Annotated in this window: 21 protein-coding genes; 6 read left to right on the plus strand and 15 right to left on the minus strand. The window is 40.7% G+C overall.

Annotated elements, in window-relative coordinates:
- Positions 1 to 82: 82 nt before the first annotated feature.
- Positions 83 to 1,258 (minus strand): phosphoribosylaminoimidazolecarboxamide formyltransferase, encoded by a 1,176-nt coding sequence (locus HC965_RS07040; protein WP_191030833.1) that lies wholly within the window; start codon positions 1,256 to 1,258, stop codon positions 83 to 85.
- Between the two features lie 206 nt (positions 1,259 to 1,464).
- Here HC965_RS07040 and HC965_RS07045 point away from each other — a divergent pair, with 206 nt between their 5' ends.
- Together HC965_RS07045 and HC965_RS07050 are read left to right on the plus strand one after the other, a co-directional pair.
- Positions 1,465 to 2,169 carry a hemerythrin domain-containing protein gene (locus tag HC965_RS07045; RefSeq protein WP_191030834.1) on the plus strand — a complete coding sequence of 235 codons (705 nt, stop codon included), beginning with the start codon at positions 1,465 to 1,467 and terminating at the stop codon, positions 2,167 to 2,169.
- A complete protein-coding gene (locus HC965_RS07050) occupies positions 2,159 to 2,770 on the plus strand; it encodes a LuxR C-terminal-related transcriptional regulator (protein WP_191030835.1) in 612 nt (203 codons plus the stop codon). The genes HC965_RS07045 and HC965_RS07050 overlap by 11 nt, the downstream gene beginning before the upstream one ends.
- A 568-nt stretch (positions 2,771 to 3,338) precedes the next feature.
- On the opposite strand, the gene HC965_RS07055 is transcribed toward HC965_RS07050, so the two are convergent.
- The 13 genes from HC965_RS07055 to trpB form a co-directional block, all read right to left on the minus strand.
- Positions 3,339 to 3,986 carry a DapH/DapD/GlmU-related protein gene (locus tag HC965_RS07055; RefSeq protein ID WP_191030836.1) on the minus strand — a complete coding sequence of 216 codons (648 nt, stop codon included), beginning with the start codon at positions 3,984 to 3,986 and terminating at the stop codon, positions 3,339 to 3,341.
- Positions 3,938 to 4,882 carry a glycosyltransferase family 2 protein gene (locus HC965_RS07060; RefSeq protein ID WP_191030837.1) on the minus strand — a complete coding sequence of 315 codons (945 nt, stop codon included), beginning with the start codon at positions 4,880 to 4,882 and terminating at the stop codon, positions 3,938 to 3,940. The genes HC965_RS07055 and HC965_RS07060 overlap by 49 nt, the downstream gene beginning before the upstream one ends.
- Before the next feature lie 14 nt (positions 4,883 to 4,896).
- Positions 4,897 to 6,060, minus strand: coding sequence for a sugar transferase (locus tag HC965_RS07065; RefSeq protein WP_191030838.1), 1,164 nt, complete (start codon positions 6,058 to 6,060; stop codon positions 4,897 to 4,899).
- A gap of 14 nt (positions 6,061 to 6,074) precedes the next feature.
- Entirely contained in the window at positions 6,075 to 6,440 is a 366-nt protein-coding gene (locus HC965_RS07070) for a PleD family two-component system response regulator (protein WP_022137887.1), read from the minus strand.
- Positions 6,441 to 6,680: 240 nt separating this feature from the next.
- On the minus strand, positions 6,681 to 9,065 hold the full coding sequence (locus tag HC965_RS07075; RefSeq protein ID WP_191030839.1) for an LruC domain-containing protein: 2,385 nt from the start codon (positions 9,063 to 9,065) through the stop codon (positions 6,681 to 6,683).
- Between the two features lie 245 nt (positions 9,066 to 9,310).
- Positions 9,311 to 10,351: an asparaginase gene (locus HC965_RS07080; protein ID WP_191030840.1), complete on the minus strand. Its 1,041-nt coding sequence runs from the start codon at positions 10,349 to 10,351 to the stop codon at positions 9,311 to 9,313.
- A 244-nt stretch (positions 10,352 to 10,595) separates the two neighbouring features.
- Positions 10,596 to 11,366 carry a tryptophan synthase subunit alpha gene (gene trpA, locus HC965_RS07085; RefSeq protein ID WP_191030841.1) on the minus strand — a complete coding sequence of 257 codons (771 nt, stop codon included), beginning with the start codon at positions 11,364 to 11,366 and terminating at the stop codon, positions 10,596 to 10,598.
- A gap of 19 nt (positions 11,367 to 11,385) precedes the next feature.
- Positions 11,386 to 12,009, minus strand: coding sequence for a phosphoribosylanthranilate isomerase (locus HC965_RS07090; RefSeq protein ID WP_191030842.1), 624 nt, complete (start codon positions 12,007 to 12,009; stop codon positions 11,386 to 11,388).
- Positions 12,010 to 12,035: 26 nt separating this feature from the next.
- Positions 12,036 to 12,818, minus strand: coding sequence for an indole-3-glycerol phosphate synthase TrpC (gene trpC / locus HC965_RS07095; RefSeq protein WP_191030843.1), 783 nt, complete (start codon positions 12,816 to 12,818; stop codon positions 12,036 to 12,038).
- A 48-nt stretch (positions 12,819 to 12,866) separates the two neighbouring features.
- Entirely contained in the window at positions 12,867 to 13,862 is a 996-nt protein-coding gene (gene trpD, locus HC965_RS07100) for an anthranilate phosphoribosyltransferase (protein ID WP_191030844.1), read from the minus strand.
- A gap of 4 nt (positions 13,863 to 13,866) precedes the next feature.
- Positions 13,867 to 14,433, minus strand: coding sequence for an aminodeoxychorismate/anthranilate synthase component II (locus tag HC965_RS07105; protein ID WP_191030845.1), 567 nt, complete (start codon positions 14,431 to 14,433; stop codon positions 13,867 to 13,869).
- Positions 14,434 to 14,484: 51 nt separating this feature from the next.
- A complete protein-coding gene (locus HC965_RS07110) occupies positions 14,485 to 15,891 on the minus strand; it encodes an anthranilate synthase component I family protein (RefSeq protein ID WP_191030846.1) in 1,407 nt (468 codons plus the stop codon).
- A 47-nt stretch (positions 15,892 to 15,938) separates the two neighbouring features.
- Positions 15,939 to 17,123, minus strand: a complete 1,185-nt coding sequence (gene trpB / locus HC965_RS07115; protein WP_191030847.1) for a tryptophan synthase subunit beta — start codon at positions 17,121 to 17,123, stop codon at positions 15,939 to 15,941.
- Positions 17,124 to 17,478: 355 nt separating this feature from the next.
- Between trpB and HC965_RS07120 the strand changes: the two genes are divergently transcribed.
- On the plus strand, positions 17,479 to 17,619 hold the full coding sequence (locus tag HC965_RS07120; RefSeq protein WP_191030848.1) for a hypothetical protein: 141 nt from the start codon (positions 17,479 to 17,481) through the stop codon (positions 17,617 to 17,619).
- A 78-nt stretch (positions 17,620 to 17,697) separates the two neighbouring features.
- The gene (locus tag HC965_RS07125; protein ID WP_191030849.1) at positions 17,698 to 18,843 is read left to right on the plus strand and encodes an iron-containing alcohol dehydrogenase; all 1,146 of its coding nucleotides are present in this window, start codon (positions 17,698 to 17,700) and stop codon (positions 18,841 to 18,843) included.
- Between the two features lie 72 nt (positions 18,844 to 18,915).
- On the opposite strand, the gene HC965_RS07130 is transcribed toward HC965_RS07125, so the two are convergent.
- Positions 18,916 to 20,541 (minus strand): PAS domain-containing sensor histidine kinase, encoded by a 1,626-nt coding sequence (locus HC965_RS07130; RefSeq protein ID WP_191030850.1) that lies wholly within the window; start codon positions 20,539 to 20,541, stop codon positions 18,916 to 18,918.
- A gap of 339 nt (positions 20,542 to 20,880) precedes the next feature.
- Between HC965_RS07130 and HC965_RS07135 the strand changes: the two genes are divergently transcribed.
- Positions 20,881 to 22,740, plus strand: a complete 1,860-nt coding sequence (locus HC965_RS07135) for an SLC13 family permease (RefSeq protein WP_191030851.1) — start codon at positions 20,881 to 20,883, stop codon at positions 22,738 to 22,740.
- A gap of 156 nt (positions 22,741 to 22,896) precedes the next feature.
- Entirely contained in the window at positions 22,897 to 25,239 is a 2,343-nt protein-coding gene (locus HC965_RS07140) for an LruC domain-containing protein (protein ID WP_191030852.1), read from the plus strand.
- The last annotated feature ends 20 nt before the right edge of the window (positions 25,240 to 25,259 follow it).

Here is a 25,259-nt window from a genome sequence, read left to right on the forward strand (position 1 = left end):
AGTAGGAACAGAAATTGAAGTTTACATTGGTAAAAGTCAAGATTCACAGATGTTAATCCTAACTTTTATATGAAACTGTTATTTAATGGTGGAACAAACGGATACCTGTAAATGCCATTGCCATATTATATTTGTCGCAAGTACTGATAACATGATCGTCACGTACGGAACCACCCGGTTGCGCAATATAGCTGACACCGCTTTTGTGTGCTCTCTCTATATTATCTCCAAACGGGAAGAAAGCATCCGAGCCTAAAGCTACGCCCGTCATGGTATCCAACCAGGCACGTTTTTCTTCGCGAGTCAACACTTCCGGCTTTTCAGTAAAGAACTGTTGCCAAACGCCATCTGCCAATACGTCTTCATAATCTTCTGAAATATATACGTCGATGGTATTGTCGCGGTCTGCACGACGGATTTTTTCAATCCATGGCAGGTTCATAACTTTCGGGTGCTGGCGTAAATACCAAATATCAGCTTTATTACCAGCCAGGCGTGTGCAGTGAATACGGGATTGCTGACCTGCGCCGATGCCAATTGCCTGTCCGTCTTTTGCATAGCATACGGAGTTGGACTGCGTATATTTCAAAGTGATTAAGGCAATAATCAAATCACGTTTGGCATCAGCCGGAATTTCCTTGTTGGCTGTGGGCATCTCTTTCAGAAGACTTTCATCAATCTTCAGTTCGTTTCTTCCCTGTTCGAAAGTCACGCCGAAAACATCTTTGTGTTCGATAGGAGCCGGGTGGTAAGCAGGATTCATCTTGATTACATTATAGGTTCCTTTTCTTTTATTCTTCAGAATTTCCAATGCTTCGGGAGTATAATCCGGTGCAATGACACCGTCAGATACCTCACGGTTGATGATACGTGCTGTTTCTTCATCACAAGTATCGGACAATGCGATAAAATCCCCGTAAGACGACATTCGGTCTGCGCCACGTGCACGTGCATATGCTGTTGCTAGCGGCGACAGTTTCACATCATCCACAAAGTAAATCTTTTTTAATGTATCGCTCATTTCTACTGCAACAGCAGCACCTGCCGGACTGACATGCTTAAAGGAAGCGGCAGCCGGTAGTCCGGTAGCTTCTTTCAGTTCTTTTACTAACTGCCAACTGTTGAATGCATCCAGCAGATTGATGTAACCGGGACGTCCGTTCAGTACTTCGATAGGGAGTTCACCTTCTTTCATGAAGATACGGGCAGGCTTTTGGTTAGGGTTGCAACCGTATTTCAATTCGAGTTCGTTTGCCATTTTATTAATTATTACGAGTTATTAATTACAAATTGATAGCGACAAAATTACTAAAAAAAGAGATGCTCGCCTATACTTGGGATACAAAATAGTAGCATGTAATTAGTATTTAGTAATTTGTAAAGAATCAAAATACCTATAAATGATGATTGTATATCCGTGAAATATTCCGTTTCTTTGTAGTCTCTAATATAAAGTAGGTATCGATGGATAATTTACAAAAATATAAATCAACTGATAAGATGATTGAACTTATCAGTGATGACTATTCTTTATTGCAAGTGATGAGCCGCTTCGGGCTATCATTAGGTTTCGGTGATAAAACAGTAAAAGAAGTCTGTGAACAGAACGGAGTAGACTGCCAGACCTTTCTAATTGTGGTCAATTTCATAGCTGAAGGCTTTTCACGGTTGAATGGTGATAAGGATAATATTTCCATACCGGGATTGATAGACTACCTGCGACAAGCGCATAGTTATTTCCTTGATTTTTCTCTTCCCGCCATACGGCGCAAACTGATCGAAGCTATTGATTGCTCACAGGATGACGTCGCTTTTCTTATTCTGAAGTTTTTCGATGAATATACACGCGAAGTGCGTAAGCACATGGATTATGAAGAGAAAACCGTATTCAAGTATGTCAATGCGTTGATTGCGGGGAATGCTCCGAAGAATTATCAAATCAGTACATTCTCCAAGCATCATGACCAGGTAGGAGAGAAGTTGACGGAACTGAAGAATATTATTATTAAATATTGTCCTGCCAAGGCCAATGAGAATCTTTTGAATGCGGCTCTTTTCGATATTTATGCTTGTGAGGCCGGTTTGGAATCTCATTGCAAGGTAGAAGATTATATTTTTGTTCCTGCTATTCTGAACTTGGAAAGGAGGATTAGAGAAAATGAAAAATAACGAAGTTGTCCGAATAGCGATTGCTGAAACCTCTGTGATTATTCGCGGCGGATTGACTGCCGCTTTAAAGCGTCTTTCTAATGTAAAGATACAACCCATAGAATTGCTTTCTGTCGAAGCGTTGCATGATTGTGTACGGACGCAGTGTCCTGATATGCTGATTGTCAATCCGACTTTCGGTGATTATTTTGATGTGGGTAAGTTTCGGGAAGAAACATCCGGCAAAAGAATACGTGTGATAGCTTTGGTTACTTCCTTTGTAGACGCTTCTTTGTTGAGCAAGTACGATGAATCTATCTCTATTTTCGATGACTTGGAGATACTTTCAAAAAAGATTACCGGTTTGTTGGATATGGCTTCAGAGGAAGAAGAAACAGATAGCCAGGATGCGCTTAGTCAGCGGGAGAAAGAAATTGTGATCTGCGTAGTGAAAGGAATGACTAACAAGGAAATTGCGGAAAAACTGTTTTTATCCATTCATACAGTCATCACTCACAGGAGAAATATTAGCAAAAAATTGCAAATACATAGCGCAGCCGGTTTGACTATCTATGCTATTGTAAATAAGCTGGTTGCGTTGAGTGACGTGAAAGATTTATAACCTGGAAAAGTGTTATAAAATACAAAACCGTTTGCGCACACGAAAATTATTCGTACCTTTGCAGAGTAGTTGGGAAATTGCTATTTAGTTTTATAAGGTAAAAGAAAATATGAAGGTATTAGATTAGATAATAAATTTAGGGTATTAAAGTTTTTAGTTCAATAGGAAAGTTTTTAATAGAAGGTAAAAGATAAAAGGATAACAATAGGTAAAATGTTTTAGGGTAAAAAGAAGATTAGTTTTCAGGAAAAGTGTGGTACTATGGAAAAGCCTCTAGGCTTTTCTGATGCAGTGGCGAGTGATTCGATAAAGAATTAGCTCGTTTTTTTATTTGTATGAAGTGATAGCTCTATAAGAAGTATAACGGAATTAAAGAGTGCGGCGATTGCGGGTTATAAAAAACAAAATCCCGACGAAATCGCTTCGGCGGGACTCTATTTCATTTTTACTTAAATGTGGCTACGTAATAAAATTATGACTAATTAATTCAATTCTGATACTGCAAAGATAGCGTGTTTCAGTATGTGTCACAATCACCTATATAAGGTATATTACGCAGCTATTCTCATTATTTATGGTTACCGATAGGCGTTTTCTCTACTTTCTCCCATTCTTTTGTTTCAAAATTGTATGCTTTGATGATTCTTGCAGGGCATCCCGCACATATGGAATAGGGTGGAACGGAATGACTGACTACACTTCCGGCTGCCACTACGCAATGTTTACCCAAAATAACTCCCGGAAGAATCACTGAATTGGCGCCTACCCATACATCATCCTCGATAACGACCGGTTGTGTACTCACCCCCTGTTCATCAATCATCTTTTCCGCATCCTGATAATTGTGGTTGAGTCCGGTGGCAGTTACGTTTTGTGCCAGGTTGACATGATTACCAATGGTAACGGGGCCTATGATTGTATTTCTTAGTCCGATACGGGTATAATCCCCGATAGCCAAATCTCCGACTGCATTGTTAAGGCAGGAGAAGTCTTCCACCACAGAATATCTTCCTAAAGAGAATCGATTGAAAGGAGGAAGGTCTTTGCGTACACTCCGGTAGATAACGGAACCTTTTCCACGTTTCAGATAGAGGAAATCGAAAAGACGTATCCACCAATTAGGGCGTGTCTTGACGGGATGCATGATGAAACGATGAATAGCCTGCTTTAAACCGGGGTTTCCTTTAATTCGCTGTTTAAGTGTTTTTTTCTCCATATTGAATGTTTTTTCTTCTTCTTATCTTCTACCAAATAATCAGGGATTGCCAGGCTGTATGCGATTAGTAAACCGAAGAGTAGAATCCACCAGCCAAATGATGAAGTCCAGTCGTATCCTGTCATCAATGTAGCCCATACACCTACGAAGATACACAATTTTAGCGGAGAAGGTATCAATTGCTGTATGATTCGGTTAAAGAAGCTCCAGTTTCCTTCTAATAGCGAAGGAATCAGATAGGAAGCCATCTTCCGGATACGTTTCCGATAAGGGCAGACAGGGGAGGACTGGCAGTAAACGATTGCGTCCGGCAGGTAATCTATATAAATATTCTGTCGGAGTAGCTTCCGTTCAATATTAGTTTTAGAGCTTTTCAAATTCTTTTGCAGCCATTGCAAATCAATAGCCATATTGGTCCCGAGTAAATTGGATGATAATCCAAACTGAGTGTTTCCTGCTCTGCAAATGCTGTTTTTTATTTCATCACACAGGATGCGAAAACGGTTTCGAAAGCCTTTGCGGTTTTCGGTAATTGAATGTAATTGGATTGCCTGTATGCCTGAATCGTAGGCATCGTATATCTTGTCCATCAATCGTGGTGACAGGGCACAAGCTGTATCAGATAGAATAACTACCAGGTCATACTGTTCTTTGTCCAAACTGTTGATACATTGGTACAAGTCATTATAGGTGATAAACTCGTAAGGCTCTTCTTTATAGGTAGTTATAAGTGGACTATCTTCCGGGATAAGAATCGCACAATGGTACTTTTTCTTGGTTTTTGAATAGATGATATGCTTGAAATGTGACGCCACTGCCAATACAAAAAGATATAGAAATAAAACTCCCGTGAAGAAGAATATCAAATCATCTAGTATATAGATATAGGAGTCCATCGTCCGAAAGGGAATTATACGTTCTCTTTTTGAATAAATGCAGTGACTGTCTTCAGGATGATTTTTATATCCAGCCAAAAAGAGAAAGTCTTTGCATAGGTGATGTCCAACTGCTTACGCTCTTCGGCGGAAAGTTTGCCGGCTTCTCCTCTTTTTTCCACTTGCCACAGGCCGGTTAGCCCTGCCGGACCCATAAAGCGGTCGATATGTTCGTCGCTGGTCAGCAGTTCAGCTTCATAGAGTGGGAGAGGACGGTTGCCCACTATGGACATATCCCCCTTTAATATATTAATGAGTTGTGGTAACTCATCAATACTATATTTGCGGATAAAACGCCCTATTTTTGTGATTCTGGGATCATTCTCCAGTTTCACGAAAGCATTGCTCTTTTCTTTGGATTTCTTGTGAATATAATCTTCTTCGGTGATAACGAAGTCGTCAGATATCAAGAGAATTTCTTCTTCGTCAGCATTCTCATTAAGTTCTGCTTCCGGTTCTTCTTCCTCTCCCCAAATATCCTGCTCTTCTTCCTGATATTGGTTGAGAGCGTTGAAGTCTTTTAGATGCTTGTCGGCATCGGTGTACATCGAGCGGAACTTGAGGAAATCGAATATCTGATAATTGCTTCCTACACGTTTGGATTTGTAGATAATCGGTCCTTTGCTTTCTATCCGGATGGCTAGTGCTGTAAATATCAAAAGAGGAGAAAGACACAATATTGCCATTCCCGAGAAAAATATGTCAAAAGCTCTTTTCCATAATGGTAGTTTGAAAGCATTTATATTTTGCGCTTTAAGTTGAAGAGCTTTTATTTTCTGTTCTTTCCTGCGTTTGAGGAAGGTTGATAAGTCAGTCAGAGCTTCGTGTGTAGTCTCATATTTGACTGTATTATTAATTCCTGCTTTAAGATACTCTGATGCTTCCTCTTTGGATAACGAATCAATGACTAGTACCATATAAAGCCCCGGATACTTTTTGCGCATATAGCGTATATCAGCAATATCTTTAGATAGGCTTATCTGCTCAAAAAATAGAGCAGCGTCATATTTCTCCCGTATCTTATCCAGTACTTTGATAGCTTTGTTACAATTCGATGCCGCATAGAATACTCCTATACTTAGTTTAGAGAACAGCTCGATTGTTTTACTATCTTTGCCTATGTAAACAAAATATTGCATGTAGAAGCCCGGTATTAGTCGATAATCTTTTTTATTCGGATTTTGAGTTCCAATGGATTGAATGGCTTCAAAATGTAGTCTTCAGCTCCTTCTTCCAGTAATCTGATTCTCTCTGTTGTACTCTCTTCACTGGACAGCATAACAATAGGAATTGATTTGAATAACTCGTTATTCTTCATGTACTTTAAAAATTCATCTCCCATCATAAGTGGCATACGGATATCCGAAATGATAAGATCGGGCATATTTCCTTCATTAAGCCACTCTATAGCTTTAATAGGATCTTCCAAATAGGTAAAATCATAGTCTTTCCCTAAATAGACCCCTGCTACTTTTCCGATTGTCGCCTTATCGTCGACTAGTAATATTTTTTTCTTCATACGAATAGATCTTTCTATCGCTTGCTTTGTTATTTGATATATAGATTAATTTGCTATCACATTAAATTTGGCGATGCAGTGCAAATATAGATATTATTTTAGAATAATCTCTCATTATAGGTATCTAAAATTTATGATATGTATAATTTTCTCTATAAAATACTAATCAGCGATATATTAGTGAGAAAAACATGGATTTCATCAAGGATGAAATCCATGTCAATAATTTATGTTTAGTTTTTATTTGTATAATTTGGAGGAATCGAAAGTCTTCCACCAATCTTGATTCTTAGTACCGCCACTTGTCACCCAGCTTTCAAACAGCGAGTAGGCATTTTTAATGTTCGTATATTCCAAAGGCCATTGGAATTCAGCCGGAACCATGATTCCCCATGCCAGATTCTCCTTACTGATATAATATCTCTTACGTGAAGTAGAACTGTCATCATTGTTTCCACCAAACAAATCAGTATTCGCCAGTTTGCTTGGCTGATAACCGGCAACGTGAATTTCTTTACGATTGTTTCTGTTTCCTTCTACAAAGATGAAAACATTCAACTTATTAATGTTGAGTTCGTCAACAGAAATCGGATTACTGAATTTAATCGTGAAACTAATCTTTTTAGGGCTTTTATTGTTTGAACTGTTTTTGATGGTGTTAATCTGTTCATAACGATTGATTCCCAATGCTTTATGCGCATCGTCAAACAATGGAATAACAGCAAATTCCTGTCCGTTTTCAATTCGGTTATTATTCACATTGAAGTTTTGGATAAGCGAATTATCATCGAACTCTACTGGTTGCGTGATGGCACTGGCAGGAACGCCGTCCAGCATGATAGCAGCTCCGATACTCTTCATTGCTCCGGCAGCTGCTAGATCAATACTTAGTTTGAACTCTTGCGCCTTATTATCTTTATTAATTAAAATCTTTCTTTCTTTGATAATCAGAACAGCGTCATTCATATCATAATCTCCGTATAGCGGCCATTGATCCTCAAATAAATAGGTATAGTTATTAGTATCATCTATTGTTATCGGATAGTCGGGATCTTTAGGGGATTCACCTTCGTTTCCTCCGTTCTTAGTACCTGTACAAACTTCGATTATTATTTTGGATTCTCCTATTTTAGTGATGTATGCGCCATTTTGTACGTGATAATTAGCCCACCATCGTTCTTTCGCTACGTGACTATCAGACTCAATTGCTAAATTGCCGTCGTATGTGAAACCTTGCCCGGTTATTACCGGAGATTTTATCATAGAAGTATTTTCACCTTTTCCATAGAATTTGGCAGTACCCGGCGGTATAGCCAGGCTTGTAGTTGCGTCCAGCATTGAACCGTTAGTTAGGTTGACCACACCATTTTCAAATTTCATTGTAGGTGCTTTTAGGTATCCTTTGTTGAAGTTGAATGTAGCCCCATTGGCATGGAAAGAAGTAGTTGCTTCCATACTACAGGAATTGTTAACAGTAGTATTAGTGAAATTCATCGTTTCAAATACCATTATATTCGTGTTAGTAATAACGGCATTTGCATTGGCGATTATTTTTTTTCCATAAATCTCTCCATTATTTTCTAATGAAAAATTAGATGGTAAGTTAAAATCTCCCGTAAGCTCAATCTTGTTATCATTTACAATTTGCGTATTAGAGTTGATTGAGATGTCTTTACTTGTGATCGTTCCTTTGTTATAGAGTGATGCACCATCATGTAGTGTAGTTCTAGCTGCTACTGATAATGTACCCCAGTTTCTTAATGCTGCGGGCTCACCATTCGTGAATGATATATCATTCGTTGTAACACTGCCTTGATCCATAATGGTCAGCACTGAATTTCTAACAAATGACATTGTTCCTGACGCTTCAATTTTAGCACCATTCATGACGATGATTTCAATACCATTCTGAAACTGGAATGCTGACGGAATAGTCCATTTTGCATCTACGTAGACTCTAGTAGTGATTGCGCCTTCGTAGCCATGATAAGTAAATGTACCATTATAATCCGATGTAATTTTATAAGAAGAGCTAGATTGCAAAGCACTTCCGCCCATATCAGAGATTTCTTTTGCATCACCCGGTATAGTAGAATAATCTGGCTTTTCAAATGAAATACCTCTTGTTGCGACAGCACGGCTCATTAACGCTCTATTTTGTGCAGCGGATTCTACATAATAGAGTTTACAAGTCATATTATCACTGTTTTCCGGTACGTCGAACTGATATACCTGTTCGCGTCCTCTAGGGTCGATTTGTTTGATGTAAATCCCCTTTTGAGTGGATAGCAGGCTGATAGCTGCTGTAACTTTGAAGTTATTGCCTTTGTTAGCCGTCATTGTAGTAAGTGCGGAAGCACTTTCGTTAGCAAGAGGATCATCTGCGTATATTTCTACTAAATAAGCAAAAAGACCACCTTCTTCATCTTTCACTTCAACTGAAACATTCTTTGTTACCATCATGTTCCAATCAAAACCGTCGGGAGCGGCAAAGCCATCGCCCATAGGATTAGGTGTTTCATAAGACGGATCGTACAAATCCTTTCCCGAATCGACACAACTTAACATAGTACCTACCATTGCTATTGCAATGATTGGTATGAATTGAATAGTTTTTTTCATCATACAGTTATATTGCTTGATTGTTTGTAACCAACATCTTATACAAAAATAGTCGCATATCTTATATTTAAGATACATTTCATACTGTTTTATGTAAGGAAAACAAATCTACTTCCGTTTTGGCTTCATTTTGGCTCCATTGGGATTACCCGAGGCTCTGCATGAATACAAAAGAAATCCCCTAATGCTCTCTTTTACAGGAATCTGCAAAACGAAAATTAGGGGATTGTACTAAATCAGTTTATCTTTTAGGACTTGGTGATTTCTCCTGTTAAACAGGAGTTCATTTTGTATCGGATGTCTTGGTTGGATAATCCGTGTCCCAATAAAAACATGAGTTTGGTTATAGCACATTCGGGAGTACTATCATATCCACTGATAACACCGGCTTCCAACAGATGTATCCCTGTCTCATAGCGTCCCATCTCTACCGCTCCCGAAGCGCATTGGGTGATGTTTACAATAATAATCCCCCGTTCGGTAGCTTCCTTCAATTGGCGGATAAACCATTCTTTTTGTGGCGCATTTCCCGATCCGAAAGTCTTCATTACTACCGCTTTTAATCCGGGAACATGTAGGAGAGAAGTTACTATACTCTCTTGGATACCAGGGAAAAGCGTTAGTATAACCACATTTGTGTCAAATAGATAATGTGGTTTTAAAGGCTTGGTAAGGTCGGGCTTACGGATAAGGTTAGGCTCATATTTGATATGAATACCTACCCGTGCTAACGGTGGGTAATTAAAAGACCGGAATGCATTAAAGTTTTCCGCGTTTATTTTGGTAGTACGGTTACCGCGCATTAAGTGATTCTCGAAGAATATGCATACTTCGGGAACAATGGCAGTGCCGTCCGGGTTCTTGGCAGCGGCGATTTCAATAGCGGTAATGAGATTTTCCTTTCCATCCGTCCGTAAAGTTCCGATAGGGAGTTGCGAGCCGGTGAGGATGACGGGTTTGCTTAGGTTCTCGAGCATAAAGCTTAAGGCAGAAGCAGTGTAAGCCATGGTATCCGTTCCATGAAGAATAACAAAACCATCAAAATAATCGTAGTTATAATTGATAATCTTCACCAGTTTGGCCCAATAAGCAGGTTCCATATCCGAAGAGTCGAGAGGTGGCTCGAATTGATAGGAAGAGATGCGATAGTTGAATCTTTTCAGCTCGGGAACATGATTGAGCAGATGGTCGAAATTGAAATTCTCTAAAGCACCAGTTTCAGGATTTTCTATCATTCCGATAGTTCCACCCGTATAAATTAACAAAACAGAGGGAGTATCTACTTTCATAACCGTTGAATTTCTGTTAAAACGCTGACAAAGATACCGATTAATTGGATATTATGAATAGTAAATGACGAATTTGTTTGTAGATTAGATTGAAATGTTTTAAACCTGAATATTTATACGGGCTTATCCGATGATTTAAAAGAAAAAGCTCCTGTGTCTTTAAAAGTAAGTAGTTAAAGACCGGTTGACTGTGCGAACATATCCGTCCCGGTTACTTTAACTGCTTACTGTTGATTATCCTTATTTATTTCAGTGCTTCTTTCAATTTGAGAATAGCCTTCTCCGGATCTTTTTCTTCTTCGAGCAGAGTGACAAATTTGCTACCAATGATTGCTCCCGAAGCATATTCGCATGCCGCCTGGAAAGTGGCTTTGTTCGAGATACCGAATCCCACCATCAATGGATTGTTCAGATGCATATCTTCTATCTTTTTGAAGTAAGACCGCTTCTGTTCGTTGAAGTCCTGTTGTGCTCCGGTAGTTGCTGCGGATGAAACCATGTAGATAAAGCCGTCTGTATGTGCATCGATTTCACGTACACGCTCTTCACTGGTTTCCGGTGTGATAAGCATAATAACTTTGATGTTATAACGTTCGGCGATGATGCGGTATTGTTCCTGATAATCACGGAAGGGAAGGTCGGGAATGATAACTCCGTCGATCCCACATTCTACACATTGACGGCAGAAGTTCTCAAATCCGAACTGCATGATTGGATTTAGGTAACCCATAAATACAAGTGGTATTTTCACATCCTTGCGAATATCGCGCAATTGTTCGAAAAGGAGTTTTAGGGACATACCGTTGCGCAGTGCCTGGGTAGCGGCATTTTGAATAACAATACCATCCGCCATCGGATCACTGAAGGGAATCCCGATTTCAATCATACTGACTCCGTGCTTTTCGAGTGTACGGATTACATTGGCAGTGCCGTCCAACGTTGGATCACCTGCACAGAAATAAATGGAAAGTATATCTTTCTTATTACTATTGAAAAGTTGATTAATTCTATTCATGATTATTGGAAATTTAAAATTAGGATTTTAGTTCATTCAGGAATGTCCGGATACGTTCCGTATCCTTCTTTCCCGGTTTTAATTCAAAACGGCTGTTGAGATCATATCCGGCAAGGCGGGGATGCTTAAACTCTTTCAGCGCATTGACACTGTAAGGATTGATGCCACCGCTTAATAGAAAAGGTACATGTCCGTTATACGTGTGCAGGATACTCCAGTCGAACTGATTGCCCGAACCACCATACTGTTCGCATTTCGTATCGAACAGGAACAAGTCGCAGACCTTTTCATACTCATATACCTTTGCCAAATCCTTAGGACGGGCTATTGAAAAGGCTTTGATGATTTTCAATCCCGCCATATGCAATGACCGACAGTATTCCGGTGATTCGGTTCCATGCAGTTGCACATAGTTCAGTCCGAAACGATCGGCATACATGCTGACCACTTGCTTATCCTCATTCACAAACACTCCGACACGTCGGGTGTAGATAGGGAGATAAGCCGGAAGCTCGTAGACATATCGGGGAGATTTGGGATAAAAGATAAATCCCAGCATATCGATGCCTTCAAGTGATTCTACATCCCGTATGTTTTCAGCTTCACACATTCCACATACTTTGATAATTTTTCCGTTGATCATAGGGCAGGCCGTTTTGAATAATTAGTTTATTGTATGGCTCGCAGGAAATTCTGTAAGGTTTCTCCCGGTTGCTCAGTTTTCATAAATGTTTCACCAATCAGAAATCCATGGAATCCGGCTGTCCGGAGACGTTTTACGATTTCAGGATCGGAGATACCGCTTTCGGATACCAATACCGCGTCTTGGGGAAGTTGCCCGGCCAATCGGAACGAGTTTTCCACATCGGTGAAGAAAGTTCCCAAGTTACGATTGTTGATTCCTACCATATCTATCTCTTTATTAATATACGCCAATTCTTCCGAACTGTGGATTTCCAGCAGAACTTCCAGTCCCAAAGAATGAGCTTTCTCTGTAAGTTCATTACATTTTTCCTGTTCAAGTGCGGCTGCAATAAGAAGCACAGCGTCCGCACCGACAATTTTTGCCTGATAAAGTTGATATTCGTCAATGATGAAATCCTTTCTAAGAATAGGAATCTCTACCAAAGGGCGCGCAATACGAATATCTTTCAGACTTCCCCCGAAAAACTTTTCATCGGTGAGGATAGAGAGGGCAGAAGCCCCTACTGTCGCATAAGAGAGAACAATTTCTTCCGGGCGGGCGTCCTGCTTTATCCATCCTTTAGACGGAGAACGTCGTTTAAATTCTGCAATCACGCCCGACTTTGAAGAAGCCAATGCCTGTTTCATGGAGCGAATAGCCGGAGCCTCACTGATACCTTCCTGCAACTGTTCGATAGAAATAGCCTGCTTTTGCAGGTCTACTTCAAATCGTTTGTTGGCTATTATTTCGGATAATATATCTTTCATTGATTTTGAATGATTAGTTTTGGATAGTGGATTTACAAAAATACAATATTAACTGTTTAATTCAATGAATTTCTTCAAAGTTGTTAATGCCCGTCCACTTTCCAGTGACTCTTTAGCCATGGCAATGCACTCCTCAATCGTCTTTTCCGGACAAACTACATGGATGGCAAAAGCAGAGTTGATAACTACCACATTCTTTTGGGCTTCGGTCGCTGTATTATTCATGATGTTATCGAAGATTTTTGCGGCATCTTCCGGTGTCTGTCCGCCATCCAAGTCGGTATCTTTGTAGCGGGAGAACCCGAGACTTTCAGGAGTATAAATCTTTTCGTTGGCACTGGTTGCCACTTTAAATTCATTGGTCAGGGAGATTTCATCATATCCGTCCAAACTATGAACGACGGCAAATTTCGTTTTACTTTCCTGATAAGTATAGGTATAAAGGCGCAGCAGCGGGAGATTATAAACTCCCAGAAGCTGATAAGCCGGCAATACCGGATTCACTAACGGACCGAGCATATTGAAGAAAGTACGCACTGCCAGTCCCTTACGCACCGGAGCGACAGCCTTCAGAGCCGGATTGAACAAAGGAGCATGCAAATAAGCAATATTACACTGCTCCATGCTGCGACGCAATTGATCTACATCATTGGTAAACTTCACGCCATGCTGTTCCATCACATTGCTGGCACCACTGACTGACGTTGCCCCGTAATTACCATGCTTCACCACCGGAAAGCCTGCCCCGGCAACCGTGAAACAGGAAGCAGTAGAAATGTTGAATGTATTTTTTCCGTCACCGCCTGTTCCTACAATATCTATCGGAGCAAACTCGCTCAAATCTACCGGAACGCGCATCTCAAGCAATGCATCGCGGAAACCGCATAATTCTTCAACGGAAATATTGCGCATCAGGAAAACTGTGATTAGCGAAGCCACCTGTACATCATTATATTTTCCTTGTGCGATGTTTTGTAAGATAGTACGGGCCTCATCGCGTCCCAAATACTGATGCTCAAAAAGCTTATATAGAATCTGTTTCATAACTTTAATCGTTTAAGAAGTTCTTGATAATTTCTTTTCCCTGAGGAGTCAATACCGATTCGGGATGGAACTGGATGCCATGTACATCATAAGTTTTATGGCGGATTGCCATAATTTGCCCCTCCTTGCTTTCTGCCGTTATTTCCAGGCAATCGGGAAAATTTTCCCGGCTCACTACCCAGGAGTGATATCGTCCGACGGGAATTTCCTTCCCCAATCCTTCGAAAAGTATATCCCGGCTGAGGATGCTGATCGGAGTCTGTACCCCGTGATATACTTCTGTCAGGTTTTCCAAACGTGCTCCGAAAGCTTCGCCGATGGCCTGATGTCCCAAGCAAACCCCCAAGATACTTTTGGTGGACGCATACCTTTTAATAATAGGTAATAGCAATCCCGCTTCTTCGGGTATACCCGGGCCGGGAGACAGAATGATTTTATCGAACCGTTCTACTTCATCAAGCTCTATTTGGTCATTGCGGACTACTTCTACATCCGTAGCTCCCAGTTCTTTCACTGCGTGCAGTAAATTGTAGGTGAAAGAGTCGTAGTTATCTAAAAGTAATATTTTCATTTTTTCTAGTCTTTGTAAAATTGTTGCTCAAATCGTTTTCCTTGTTTTCGCTTAATTCTTTAATTTTACAGCCAAATCAATTGCCTTCTTCAACGCTCCCAATTTATTATTCACCTCTTGCAATTCATATTCATCCTGGCTGCGTGCCACGATACCACCTCCGGCCTGGAACCATAATTCATTGTTACGGCTCACAAACGTACGGATTGTGATAGCCTGATTCAATTCACCGTTCAGCCCGATAAAACCGATGCATCCGCCATACGCTCCCCGGTTGTGAGGTTCGATTTCACTGATAAGCTGCATGGCACGAACTTTAGGCGCACCGCTTAATGTGCCGGCAGGGAAAGTATCGATGAAAGTCTTTATTTTATCCGCCCCCTCGTTCAGTGCGCCACTGACACGGCTAACCAAATGGATGACATGACTGTAGTATTGCGGCTCTTTGTAGAATAGCACCCGTACATCATGGCAATTTCGTGAAAGGTCATTTCGTGCAAGGTCTACCAACATCACGTGCTCTGCATTCTCTTTTGGGTCGGCAAGTAATGCTTCTGCCAGTTCACGGTCTTTTACAATATCTCCGGTACGACGGGTAGTTCCTGCAATCGGGTCGATATACGCCCGGCCTTCTTCAATCTTGCAGTGTGTTTCAGGTGAAGAACCAAAGATACGGTATCCGCCGAAGTCGAAATAGAAAAGATAAGGAGAAGGGTTAATGCTGCGGAGTGCGCGATAAACTTTGAAATCATCTCCGGCGTAAGGCTGAATAAATCTTCTGGAAAGTACGATTTGGAAAACATCGCCACGCATGCAATGGGCAATTCCTTTACGGACATTCGCTTTATGTTCTTCATCCGTGATGGGGCTGGTGACGGGGCCTGTCACAGAGAAATTGTATGAAGCAAAATTTCGGTTTTCGATAGCTGCTTCCAGTTCCGGCAGACCGCTTTCTTCTCCTTCGGCCGACATCTCTACTAATGTCAATTCATTCTTGAAATGGTTGAAGACAATGATATACTTATATAATATGTATAGCAAATCCGGTGCGTCGTTCTCTTCATCGTGACTTTCTTTCACTGGGATATGCTCGAAATACTTCACAGCGTTGAAAGTGGTATATCCATAAAGTCCGCATACATTTTTGTTTTCTCCGCTCACCTTGAACTGACTGATAAAGCGGTTCATGGCTTTTTCTACGGTGAATGTTTTAGTCAGCGGCTCTTCTGTACGGCTGCCGTCCGGGTAATTGGTGGTAACAATACCACAGTTTACGCCGATATTTGCCAGTGGACAAAGAGCGATAAATGATAAAGAATTCTCTCCGGCATGAAAATCAGAACTTTCCATTAATGCAGATTGCGGATACATATCGCGCACTTTCAGGTAGATGCTGACGGGAGTATGCATATCTCCGAGCACCTGTTTGCTATGGGTAGTATAATTAAATGTTTTCATATCTGCTTTTATTAATTACAAGTTATAAATTACGATTGGTTCTCTTATTATTCTTCATTGAAAGATAAATAAGTCTCGATGTCCTTATCGCCCCGTCCCGAAACCGTCAGTACAACCACATCTTCCGGTTTGAACTTCAGTTTCTTTAAAGCGCCCAGCGCATGAGCCGATTCGAGTGCGGGGATAATCCCCTCCAGTTTGGTCAACTCGTAAGCAGCTTCTATGGCTTCGTCATCGTTGACAGCTAATACATTGGCGCGTCTTTGTGCGGCGAGGTTGGCATGTATTGGACCAATTCCCGGATAATCCAGCCCGGCAGAGATAGAGTAGGGCTCTTCAATTTGTCCGTCCTCGTTTTGAATGACGTAAGTACGTACACCGTGGATGATTCCCATTTTTCCGAGTTGGATGGTAGCGGCAGTCATTCCTGTCTCTATACCTTTGCCGCCTGCTTCTGCCAAAATAATACCTACCCGTTCGTCATTGATATAGTGATAGATCGTTCCGGCAGCATTACTTCCACCGCCTACGCAGGCTATCAGATAATCGGGATATTCGCGTCCCTCTTTCTCCTGAAGTTGCTTTTTGATTTCTTCGCTGATAACAGATTGCAGGCGTGCCACCATGTCAGGGTAAGGATGAGGACCAACGGTAGAACCGATGATGTAATAAGTGTCGACGGGATGACAACACCAGTCGCGGATAGCTTCGTTCGTGGCATCTTTCAGAGTCATGTTTCCTGAAGTGACGGGAATCACGGTTGCTCCCAGCATCTTCATTTTCTCTACGTTGACATGCTGGCGTTCTATGTCCAGTTTTCCCATATAAACGATACATTCCATATCCATCAACGCACATACGGTAGCAGTTGCCACACCATGTTGTCCGGCACCTGTTTCGGCGATGATGCGTTTCTTTCCCATGCGACGCGCCAGCAGAATCTGTCCGATTGTATTGTTGATTTTGTGAGCACCCGTATGGTTCAGGTCTTCCCGTTTCAGATACAGTTTGCAGCCATACTTTTCAGAAAGGCGTTTCGCCAAATAGAGTGGGGAAGGGCGTCCTACGTAGTCACGTAGCAACTGGTCGAACTCTTTTTTGAAGTCTTCACTTTCAATCACTTCGAGGTACTTATTCTTCAGTTCCTCAACACATTTGTGGAGAATCTCCGGTACATAAGCTCCACCGAATTCTCCGTAATAGCCATCCTGGTCAACTAAAAAACTTTTCATAATCCTATTTTTTTTATGTTATTATTTGGTCTTGTTCAAAAACGGGCAAATAAAAAGAGCCCTGTCGCAAGCTGCGACAGGGCTCTTTTTAATCTGTTATATCTTTAATGAGGTATATACATACGAGCGCTGCTCCCTTACGACTGTCGGAGTTGTAAAGAGCGCCACCAATATGTATTTACTAACATTGTTCTCATTGTCTTTTGTTATTTTATGGGGGCAAATATAGACACTTTGTTTGAAACGACAAACAAAATATTGCTTTTTTTCTCTTTTGCCTTCATTTTTCTGATTATAGAACAATTTCAAATCTGAACTGTTCTTATAAATATTGAATTTTTAAACAAAAACAATTATGAAACAGAGAAAAGTCTTAGTAGGCATTGCTATTGCCATTTTCGTTATATTATTGCTTTATTGGTTATTAGTGGCAGAAGATATGAAACCTTGGTTGTCGGCTATGGTTCCTTCCGTTGCGCAACAATTCATGGCTTGATTCTGACGGGTTTCAGATAATTCGAGTATCTTTGCAAGGATAGTGACTAATAAACAAAATAAGAACAAAAGACAAGATATGGAAAATTTTATCTTTCAGAATCCTGTGAAACTGATAGTGGGTCACGGGATGATTGCCCGACTGGCTAAAGAGATTCCGTCCGACAAACGTATTATGATTACTTTTGGCGGCGGAAGCGTGAAGAAAAATGGTGTGTACGACCAGGTAAAGGAAGCACTGAAGAATCATTTTACCGTAGAGTTCTGGGGGATTGAACCCAATCCCTCCATTGAAACTCTCCGTAAAGCGATTACTTTGGGAAAAGAAGAGAAAGTGGATTACTTATTGGCTGTGGGCGGTGGTTCCGTTATTGACGGCACGAAATTGATTTCTGCAGGTATTCTGTATGACGGTGATGCCTGGGACTTGGTACTTGCCGGACGTCGTGTCACTCATACCGTGCCGCTGGCTACTGTTTTGACTCTTCCCGCCACTGGCTCGGAGATGAATAACGGAGCAGTTATCTCCCGTCATGAAACAAAGGAGAAATATCCTTTCAACGCTAATTACCCGGTATTTTCTATTCTTGACCCGGAAGTAACCTTTACGTTGCCACCCCATCAGGTAGCGTGTGGACTGTCAGACACCTTTGTTCATGTGATGGAACAATATATGACTACTCCCGGACAGAGCCGTATTATGGATCGCTGGGCGGAAGGAATTCTGCAAACATTGGTGGAAATAGCTCCCAAAATCCGTGAGAATCAGCATGATTATCAACTGATGGCAGACTTTATGCTTTCGGCTACAATGGCATTGAATGGTTTTATAGCTATGGGAGTGTCCGAGGATTGGGCGACTCATATGATTGGTCATGAAATCACCGCATTGCACGGATTGACGCATGGTCATACACTGGCAATTGTTCTTCCGGCTACCCTGCAAGTGCTTCGTGAAGCAAAAGGCGATAAGCTGGTACAATACGGTGAAAGAGTATGGGGAATCACTTCCGGCACGAGAGAAGAACGGATTGATAAAGCGATTTGTTGTACGGAAGACTTTTTCCGTTCACTGGGACTCACTACTCGCCTGCATGAAGAAAACATAGGGCAGGAGACTATCCTGGAAATTGAACGCCGTTTCAATGAACGTGGTGTTAAATATGGAGAGAACGGAACTGTGACAGGAACTGTTGCCCGTGAGATATTGGAGACTGCTCTTTAATTGTCTTCCCTGTCTATAAGAGAATAAATGACTGTCCTGTAAGTTTCATAAGAAAAGTGCAGGACAGTTTTATTATTTCACAATAATCTCCCGCATCGGAATCCTGAACCAAAAACAAGAGCCTTCCCCTTCTTTGGAATCTACACCAATCACTCCGCCTAATCGTTCCACGATAATACGGCAGATAGCCAGTCCGAGCCCTGTTCCTTTTATAAAAGAGTTCAGTTTGACAAAGCGTTCAAATACCTTGTCTGTCTTATCAGCAGGAATCCCGATTCCTGTATCTTTTACATAAAAGTATATTTCATCTTTTTCCTCTTCAATCCGGTATCCCATTTGGATAGTGCCTTTCGGAGTAAACTTCATGGCATTATTGGCGAAGTTTATAATAACCTGTGACAGGCGCACGCGGTCAGTGTTAAGGATACATTGCTCTGCTTTTTCCGCAAAAATGATTTGTACGTCCGGTGAGGTATTCTTTTCTTGCATTTGCCGGCAGATACCGTCCATCAATTCATTAATATCAGTCGGCCCTAATGTAAATTCCATAGTACCCGCTTCAATTTTTGACAAGTCGAGGATGTCATCTATCAACTGCAATAATAATATATTGTTGCTGGAGATGATTTTCATGAATTCCTGTTTTTCTTCTTCCTCCTGCGATTGGCAAATCATCTCGGAGAATCCGACGATAGCGTTCAGTGGCGTACGTATTTCATGGCTCATGTTGGCAAGGAAAGCTGATTTCAACCGGTTGGATTCTTCTGCTTTTTCCTTAGCTTCTTGCAGCATCTTGTCCATTTTTAATTTCTCGGTGATATTTTCGAAACGGAGTAATCCGCCTATGATTTCAGTTTCATCTTTATCGCTGAATACGGGAGTTGCCGTCACTTCAAAGTCAACATCATCCACTCTGATTGTGTGTCGAATAATTTTCCCTTGCTCGATTGCTTTTTTAAAAGCACATTGTTCGCATGGTTCATTTCGGAGAGCACTGGTCTGATAGCAAATCTTTCCCGGAATGTATCGTCTTCCTTTTACCAAACTGGTAATCTGCGTTGTCTCCTCCCATTGTACACGGTAATTTTTATCAATATAGATAAGCCCGAAATCAATACTTTTCAGAGCTAACTTCTGTTTTCTTAATACCTTCTCCAACTGCTCTTTGGCGGCCACCACTTCTCTTTCATAATTCTTGAGTTGGGTAATGTCCCACCGGATTGCCAGCAACCATTTTTTCTCATCTTCCCACGAGATTACTGATTTCACGGCGATAGTATCATGTATAATTCCATCCGGAGTTATGTATTTCTCTTCTCCGCGATATACTTTTCCTTCGTGTACAAGTTCTTTGTCGATATTACGGTACTTTTCTCCCCGTTCTTTGCCGTATATTTCATAGTCTGTATGTCCGGTAGCCTCTTTACTGTCAATCTCTGATTGAATAGACGCTTCTTTGTTCCAGTAATAATACCTGAAATCGTTTGTAATGTCTTTTACTATGATTGGGAAAGGGAGATTATCGAGAATATCAAATGAGAAGCGATAGGAGTGATTGGTTTTCTGAATAGTTTTTCGCAGTTTATGAACTCTGTACAATAGGATGCATATAATAAGGAGTAAAATAATTATTAGTAAATAATTATAACCCATATAAAATTCGTGAATCCAGGAAATCAATAAAATATTGTTTGCCATACTATGTTTGCTATAAATACGGCGTAAAGATATAAATTGTTCTGTAATTTTCAAAAGATAATACATAAATATATTGTTTATCAATAATATATTGTGTCGGTGTAATGATATATGATGTGCTAGATGTGGTGCTATGGTATTGTATATTTCTTGTCTAGTATTATATTATTGAGCAATTTCTGCTTTTTATGTCACGGAAGAATGTATTAATATATTAAATGATGTCTTATGAACTAAAAACGGGTTGGATTTGTTTTAATCAAGTGGAAGTATTTTCTATTTTTGTCGACCCAAATTGATTTTTCAAAAAGTCAGAATAAAACAATCATTTAATTACTTATGTTAATAACCATTATTATTCTTGTTCTTTCGGCTATCTTTTTCGTGAACGGAAAGATTCGTTCAGATATTGTGGCATTGTGTGCATTGGTAGCCTTACTCATTTTTCAGATATTAACCCCTGATGAAGCTCTTTCCGGTTTTTCTAATTCGGTAGTCATTATGATGATCGGATTGTTCGTAGTGGGCGGAGCTATTTTCCAGACAGGGTTGGCAAAAATGATAAGTTCACGTATTCTTAAACTTGCGGGAACGAGTGAGACTCGTCTGTTTCTGTTGGTGATGCTGGTAACTTCCGCGATTGGCGCTTTTGTCAGTAATACCGGAACGGTAGCACTGATGCTTCCTATTGTAGTCAGTTTAGCCATGAGCGCCGGAATGAATCCGAGCCGGCTGTTGATGCCGTTGGCTTTCGCAAGTAGTATGGGTGGTATGATGACCTTAATCGGTACCCCGCCTAACCTTGTGATACAGAATACACTGACTTCGGCAGGTTACGAACCACTTTCTTTCTTTACTTTTCTGCCGGTAGGTCTTATCTGCGTAGCTGTCGGAACACTCGTGTTGATGCCGCTTAGTAAATGGTTCCTTTCAAAGAAGGGGAAGAAAGACGATAACAGCCGTTCGGGTAAATCACTGAAGCAATTGGTCAATGAATATGGTCTTTCCAGTAATTTGTTCCGTTTGAAGGCGATAGGAGACTCCCGTCTTTTGGGCAAAACCATTATTGATTTGGACATCCGTCGCAAATATGGTCTGAATATCATAGAAGTGCGACGTGGTGATGCATCGCAACATCGGTTTTTGAAAACGATCACGCAAAAGTTTGCCGCGCCGGATACTGTGTTACAAGCGGAAGATATTATATATATAACGGGAGATTTTGAAAAGATTCAATTGTTTGCTGAAGATTATCTGCTGGAAATTCTGGGTGACCATGCAACAGAGGAAACAAAAAGCTCTGCGAATTCTCTTGAATTTTATGATATAGGTATTGCGGAAATCGTATTGATGCCTGCATCCAATCTGATAAATCAGACCATTAAAGAAGCAGGATTCCGTGATTTATATAATGTAAATGTATTAGGCATCCGCCGTAAAAAAGACTATTTATTGCAAGACTTGGGGAACGAACGGATTCATAGCGGCGATGTTCTTTTAGTGCAGGGTACATGGAACAACATAGCCCGCCTTAGCAAAGAAGATTCCGAATGGGTTGTTTTAGGTCAGCCATTGGCGGAAGCCGCTAAAGTTACTTTAGATTATAAAGCTCCGGTAGCCGCTGCTATCATGGCGCTGATGGTGGCAATGATGGTATTCGACTTTATCCCCATCGCTCCGGTTACTGCTGTGATGATAGCAGGTATATTGATGGTACTAACCGGGTGTTTCCGTAATGTAGAAGCTGCTTATAAAACAATAAACTGGGAAAGTATCGTGCTGATTGCCGCCATGCTTCCTATGTCTCTGGCTTTGGAGAAAACAGGAGCTTCAGAGTATATATCCAATACATTGGTGAATGGGTTAGGAGCTTATGGACCTTTGGCTTTGATGGCAGGTATTTATTTTACGACTTCATTGATGACGATGTTTATCAGTAACACAGCTACGGCAGTACTGCTTGCGCCTATCGCTTTGCAGAGCGCAATACAAATAGGAGTCAGTCCGGTGCCGTTCCTGTTTGCCGTAACATTGGGCGCAAGTATGTGTTTTGCTTCCCCTTTCTCTACACCACCTAATGCATTGGTGATGCCGGCTGGGCAGTATACCTTTATGGATTATGTAAAAGTGGGGTTGCCGTTACAGATTATCATGGGTATTGTGATGATCTTCGTTTTACCTTTACTTTTCCCCTTCTGATAAAAGAGTAAAAAAAATGTGAAGGCTGTATTGAAAAATGCAGCCTTTTTTTATTTAATATCTGCAAATACGATTATCTTTGCAGACAGATTACCAGCATATTAATGGTAGCGGATTTTTTCGCATAAATAAAACGAACTCAAGAATTAAGGGATTATGAAACAGAACATTGCAAAAGTATTGACTTTATCATTGTTGGCAACCTCTGCCAGTTTTATCAGTTGTGTGGATAATGAGAAAAATCTGTTTAATGCAGATCAACTAAGGCAAATTTACGAAGAAACTTTTCCGGTAAAGAATATCGATCCTGACGGAGACTGGACTATGTCTCGAAGCGTTGCTGCGCAGGTGGCTGTGGTCGGTGACTTAGGAGTAGATTATCCGATACGGATATTTGATGCAAATCCATTGACTTCAGGAAGTACAGCGAAACTTTTAGCAGAAGGTGCTGTGAATCTAAATACATCATTGGATGTTGTGATGGACTGTCCGACAGCGCTTGACAGAGTGTTTGTAGCACGTGTAGATAAGAAAGGGCGTTATCTTGTGCAGCCGGTAGCCGTTCAAAATGGAGAGGTAAGGGCTTATTTCGGAGATAAAGATATATCTACACGTTCTACACGGGCTACGACGGGGATTCCTACCATGGAAGCTCCTTATACTGCTGAGTTTATCAGTAGTAAAAAATCAACAGCTACTGAAATTCAAGCAGATTGGGATTTGGGGGCAGGCTCAGGTTGGAGCGGTAACTATAGTGAATATCCTGTTTTCGGGCAAAGTGAACGTTGGTTTATGATTAAAGAGGGAAAGACTTTTAAAGGAGGATTCAAAACCAGTGGAACTAGTGGTGGTGCTCAGACCGTGAAAGCGATTATTTCTCAAGGAAGTACATGGGTTATTGAAAACAGCTATCAATTTGATAATATTGCAGAAATTATAGTTGAGGACGGTGGAAAGATAGAGATTACTAAAAATGGAAATCTGATATTGACTCAAGCTTCCTACATAACTGTAATGCCGGGAGGAAGTATTACTGGTGAAGGAAGTATTAAAATAACCAATGGGTCTGCTGATCGTAAAAATTATAATGCAGGTACTATACAATGTTCTTTGTTAGATTTCAATGGCGGAGGCGCTGGTGGATTCTATAATTATGGAACACTTAAACTGGATCGTTACGATGCTTCTACTAATGATATGTTGTTGGTAAATCATGGCACTATTGAAGCAGGTAGCATTAATGGTAATAACAATACCCACATAAAGAACGGATGCTATATGAAGGTGACAGGAATGTTCCAATTTGGCACCCTTGTGATGGGGAATACCTCCGAAGCTATTTGTGGAGAACTCGGTTATAATGGAAATAACAATGATATTGTGATGGAAAAGCAATCCATGTTAACTTGTACAGGACAAGCCAGCCTATATAGAAATGTGACCGGTCCAACAGAAGGAACTGCCTTATTAAAAATTCATACGATTGCTAATACTCAAGGTTTGGCTTATTCCAATTCTAAAGTGACGAATAATATCATTTGTGAAATAACAGACCAAACATCGAATGGTAAAAATCAATGGGAATGGAGTCCTTTTGATTGGTTGGTATATAAAGGATTGCAAAACTCCGCAACCTATTGTAATCCGGGCAAAGCCGATTTTATACTTCCTGCTGACGGAGACTGTATAAAGGGTGGATATGATTCAGATGAAGAACCGGATAATGTAGAAACTCAATATGCCGTTTATTCATATGCTTTTGAAGACAACTATCCCAAAGCTGGTGACTATGACTTTAATGATATTGTGCTGAATGTAACTTTACCGGCAGCTGGTAATGAAGTGAAAGAGTTGAAATATACCATTGACCTGCGTGCGGTTGGTGCTGTCAAGCAGCTGGGTGCCGGACTTAGAATACTGGGAATAGATAAAAGCAATGTGGAATCAGTAAGCTTTGATAGAGGTGCTACTCAACGTACCGGCTCTTTGAATTCCGGTATATTTGAAAATGCGTCTTACGAGACGAATGGTAACGAACTGGTAATTCCATTATTTGGTGATGCACATTATATATATGGATATACAGGGGGACAGCGTCCTATGATAAATACAGGAAATACAACTACTTCTCTCACAGATATATATACTCTTGATGTAACGATCAAACTTAAAAATGCCATATCCATTCCCAGTGCGACAAAGGCTTTAGACTTCTTTATTGCCTATCAAAGTATCGGCAAAAAGAGAACGGAAGTCCATTTGAACCAGTTTAATTCGGCAACAGCGAATGGTCAGCTAGCGGATAGTAATGTACTTGAAGTTATTAAAGCGGTCAATAACACATGGGCTCTTTGTGTTCCGGATAAATTTGCTTATCCAACAGAAAGTACAGTGATAACGGATGCCTATGCAAAATTTGCAGACTGGGCACGTGACCAAAGTACGAATACTGATTGGTACAACACACCGATTAGTACTAATAAGGTGATACGCTATTAATAGATTAAAATCATACTTGG

Origin of the sequence: Bacteroides sp. GM023, from assembly GCF_014750685.1 — a bacterium.
In the GTDB taxonomy this organism is placed as follows: domain Bacteria; phylum Bacteroidota; class Bacteroidia; order Bacteroidales; family Bacteroidaceae; genus Bacteroides.

Excerpts from the sequence above, each read along its gene's own strand:
- HC965_RS07040 (WP_191030833.1), bottom strand. The coding sequence starts at position 1,258 with ATGGCAAACGAACTCGAATTGAAATACGGTTGCAACCCTAACCAAAAG.
- trpB (WP_191030847.1), bottom strand. The coding sequence starts at position 17,123 with ATGAAAAGTTTTTTAGTTGACCAGGATGGCTATTACGGAGAATTCGGT.
- HC965_RS07080 (WP_191030840.1), bottom strand. The coding sequence starts at position 10,351 with ATGAAAGTAGATACTCCCTCTGTTTTGTTAATTTATACGGGTGGAACT.
- HC965_RS07060 (WP_191030837.1), bottom strand. The coding sequence starts at position 4,882 with ATGGACTCCTATATCTATATACTAGATGATTTGATATTCTTCTTCACG.
- HC965_RS07045 (WP_191030834.1), top strand. The coding sequence starts at position 1,465 with ATGGATAATTTACAAAAATATAAATCAACTGATAAGATGATTGAACTT.
- HC965_RS07105 (WP_191030845.1), bottom strand. The coding sequence starts at position 14,433 with ATGAAAATATTACTTTTAGATAACTACGACTCTTTCACCTACAATTTA.
- HC965_RS07120 (WP_191030848.1), top strand. The coding sequence starts at position 17,479 with ATGAAACAGAGAAAAGTCTTAGTAGGCATTGCTATTGCCATTTTCGTT.
- HC965_RS07090 (WP_191030842.1), bottom strand. The coding sequence starts at position 12,009 with ATGATCAACGGAAAAATTATCAAAGTATGTGGAATGTGTGAAGCTGAA.
- HC965_RS07065 (WP_191030838.1), bottom strand. The coding sequence starts at position 6,060 with ATGCAATATTTTGTTTACATAGGCAAAGATAGTAAAACAATCGAGCTG.
- HC965_RS07135 (WP_191030851.1), top strand. The coding sequence starts at position 20,881 with ATGTTAATAACCATTATTATTCTTGTTCTTTCGGCTATCTTTTTCGTG.
- HC965_RS07075 (WP_191030839.1), bottom strand. The coding sequence starts at position 9,065 with ATGATGAAAAAAACTATTCAATTCATACCAATCATTGCAATAGCAATG.
- trpD (WP_191030844.1), bottom strand. The coding sequence starts at position 13,862 with ATGAAACAGATTCTATATAAGCTTTTTGAGCATCAGTATTTGGGACGC.
- trpC (WP_191030843.1), bottom strand. The coding sequence starts at position 12,818 with ATGAAAGATATATTATCCGAAATAATAGCCAACAAACGATTTGAAGTA.
- HC965_RS07125 (WP_191030849.1), top strand. The coding sequence starts at position 17,698 with ATGGAAAATTTTATCTTTCAGAATCCTGTGAAACTGATAGTGGGTCAC.
- HC965_RS07110 (WP_191030846.1), bottom strand. The coding sequence starts at position 15,891 with ATGAAAACATTTAATTATACTACCCATAGCAAACAGGTGCTCGGAGAT.
- HC965_RS07130 (WP_191030850.1), bottom strand. The coding sequence starts at position 20,541 with ATGGCAAACAATATTTTATTGATTTCCTGGATTCACGAATTTTATATG.
- HC965_RS07055 (WP_191030836.1), bottom strand. The coding sequence starts at position 3,986 with ATGGAGAAAAAAACACTTAAACAGCGAATTAAAGGAAACCCCGGTTTA.
- trpA (WP_191030841.1), bottom strand. The coding sequence starts at position 11,366 with ATGAATAGAATTAATCAACTTTTCAATAGTAATAAGAAAGATATACTT.
- HC965_RS07050 (WP_191030835.1), top strand. The coding sequence starts at position 2,159 with ATGAAAAATAACGAAGTTGTCCGAATAGCGATTGCTGAAACCTCTGTG.
- HC965_RS07140 (WP_191030852.1), top strand. The coding sequence starts at position 22,897 with ATGAAACAGAACATTGCAAAAGTATTGACTTTATCATTGTTGGCAACC.
- HC965_RS07070 (WP_022137887.1), bottom strand. The coding sequence starts at position 6,440 with ATGAAGAAAAAAATATTACTAGTCGACGATAAGGCGACAATCGGAAAA.